The organism is Streptococcus sp. GMD1S, from assembly GCF_000296875.1.
In the GTDB taxonomy this organism is placed as follows: domain Bacteria; phylum Bacillota; class Bacilli; order Lactobacillales; family Streptococcaceae; genus Streptococcus.
On sequence record NZ_AJQY01000090.1, the window covers coordinates 1 to 2,583 of the forward strand.

Here is a 2,583-nt window from a genome sequence, read left to right on the forward strand (position 1 = left end):
ACGGGTCGTGATGCCTTTGAACATATCCTCTGCGGTGCGAGTATGGTGCAAGTAGGGACCACTCTTCACAAGGAAGGCGTCGGTGCTTTTGAACGCATTACCAAAGAACTGAAAGCTATTATGGCAGAAAAAGGTTATGAGAACCTAGAAGATTTCCGTGGGAAATTGCGCTATATTGATTAAGTTTAATAAAAAATCAGAAGAAAGGAGAGAAGATGCTAGCCATTGAAGACAGTCAGAAGTTGACTTTATCAAATCTATCTAGCTTGAACCTATTTACAGGGACAGATCAGGGTCAGTTTGAAGTTATGAAGAGTCAAGTGTTGAAGCAGATTGGTTATGATCCAGCTGATCTCAATTTTGCTTACTTTGATATGAAAGAAGTAACTTATAAAGACTTAGAGTTGGAGTTGGTCAGTCTCCCTTTCTTTGCGGATGAGAAAATCGTAATATTAGACCATTTTGTCGATATCACAACAGCCAAGAAACGTTTTTTAACAGATGATGAGCTCAAGTCATTTGAGGCATACCTTGATAACCCTTCGCCAACAACAAAGTTGTTGATTTTTGCAGAAGGAAAGTTAGATAATAAAAGACGGCTGGTCAAATTGCTCAAACGAGATGCGACTGTCTTTGATGCTATTGAACCCAAGGAACAAGAACTCCGCCAGTTTTTCCAAAAATGGAGTCAGACACAAGGTCTGCAGTTTGCGGAAAAATCTTTTGAAAATCTACTCATCAAGTCTGGTTTTCAATTTAGTGAAATTCAGAAAAACCTCCTTTTTTTACAGTCTTATAAATCAGATGGCATGATAGAGGAGAAGGATATTGTCGAGGCTATACCAAAGACCCTGCAGGACAATATTTTTGATTTGACTCAGTTTATTTTAGCTAAGAAGATTGATCAGGCCCGTGACTTGGTTAGAGATTTGACCTTGCAAGGGGAGGACGAAATCAAGCTCATAGCTGTCATGTTAGGACAGTTTCGTACCTTTACCCAAGTGAAGATTTTATCAGAGACTGGTCAGACGGAATCGCAGATTGCAAGCAGTCTGGGAACTTACTTGGGGCGCAACCCTAATCCTTATCAAATCAAGTTTGCACTGAGAGATTCGAGAGGGATTTCCTTGGCCTTTCTCAAACGAGCGATTTCTTGTTTGATTGAAACAGACTACCAGATTAAGACAGGTGTCTATGAAAAAGGGTACCTGTTTGAAAAGGCACTTTTGCAGATCGCGGCAGAAGCAAATTGAGCAAAAAACTTGAAAAAAGAGGATGATTGCGTTATCATTTTCATATAGAAAGAAAAAGAGGTATTACAGATGGCTATTATCTTACCAGACCTTCCATACGCATACGACGCTTTGGAACCATACATCGATGCAGAAACAATGCACTTGCACCATGACAAACACCACCAAACTTATGTAAACAATGCAAATGCAGCTCTTGAAAAACACCCTGAAATTGGTGAAGACCTTGAAGCCTTGCTTGCTGATGTAGACTCTATCCCAGCTGATATCCGTCAAGCACTTATCAACAATGGTGGTGGACACTTGAACCACACTCTTTTCTGGGAATTGATGACTCCTGAGAAAACAGCTCCATCAGCAGAACTTGCAGCAGCAATCGACGCAACATTTGGTTCATTTGAAGAGTTCCAAGCAGCCTTTACAGCAGCAGCTACAACTCGCTTTGGTTCTGGATGGGCATGGTTGGTTGTCAACAAAGAAGGAAAGCTTGAAGTAACTTCAACAGCAAACCAAGACACACCAATCTCAGAAGGTAAAAAACCAATCTTGGGCTTGGACGTTTGGGAACATGCTTACTACGTGAAATACCGCAATGTACGTCCTGACTACATCAAAGCTTTCTTCTCAGTCATCAACTGGAACAAGGTAGACGAGCTTTACGCAGCAGCTAAATAATAAAATATGGAGGGAAGAATTGTTCTTCTCTTTTTAAAGTTATAAAGCAGAAGTCTGACAAAATCGTCAGACTTTTTTCATTTTTATGAGAAACGTGCTAACTGCTAGAAATTATGGTAAAATAGAGTGTTAAGTAATCGTGGAAAAGGAAGACTATGCGTAAAGAAATTGCACCTGAATTATACAACTATAACAAGTTTCCTGGCCCAGAATTTCATGTAAATGGGGATAAGGTTGAGACTGAAGGAATTGCTTTTACCTTGGTTGAAAATATCAAGGATGCTTTCGATGTGACAGTCTTTAATCAACGCTTTTCAGAAGTGTTGACCAAGTTTGATTATGTCGTGGGGGACTGGAGTAATGAACAGCTCCGCCTACGTGGTTTTTACAAAGACGATCGAACAGAGGAAAAAATTGAAAAGATCAGTCGCTTACAGGACTATCTTTTAGAGTACTGTAGTTATGGTTGTGCCTATTTTGTTCTAGAAAATCAAGCACCGAAACGGGCTTCATTTGACAAAAAAATGCGTAAAAAAGAGGAGGAAAACCTTCCTAGAAGAGGCAAGAAACCTTCGCAAAATAAGAGAAAACCAAATGCCGATAAGCGAAATAGACGTCGTCATAAGGACCAAAAGTCTCAGAAAGAGGACAAGGG

Annotated in this window: 3 protein-coding genes and 1 pseudogene; all 4 read left to right on the forward strand. The window is 40.0% G+C overall.

The genetic code is table 11. The features are described 5' to 3' along the window. Window positions 1–183 (forward strand): annotated as a pseudogene (locus GMD1S_RS07145) (dihydroorotate oxidase); the annotation flags it as partial. A gap of 32 nt (window positions 184–215) precedes the next feature. Then, a complete protein-coding gene (gene holA, locus GMD1S_RS07150; protein WP_000879622.1) occupies window positions 216–1,253 on the forward strand; it encodes a DNA polymerase III subunit delta in 1,038 nt (345 codons plus the stop codon). A 69-nt stretch (window positions 1,254–1,322) separates the two neighbouring features. Beyond that, window positions 1,323–1,928 (forward strand): superoxide dismutase SodA, encoded by a 606-nt coding sequence (sodA, locus tag GMD1S_RS07155; protein ID WP_000974732.1) that lies wholly within the window; start codon window positions 1,323–1,325, stop codon window positions 1,926–1,928. Window positions 1,929–2,083: 155 nt separating this feature from the next. Further along, window positions 2,084–2,583: YutD family protein (locus GMD1S_RS07160; protein WP_001224365.1), on the forward strand; the 500-nt coding region annotated here is incomplete at its 3' end.

Bases quoted from the DNA above. Each gene is read 5' to 3' on its own strand.
- holA (WP_000879622.1), top strand. From the start codon at position 216: ATGCTAGCCATTGAAGACAGTCAGAAGTTGACTTTATCAAATCTATCT.
- sodA (WP_000974732.1), top strand. From the start codon at position 1,323: ATGGCTATTATCTTACCAGACCTTCCATACGCATACGACGCTTTGGAA.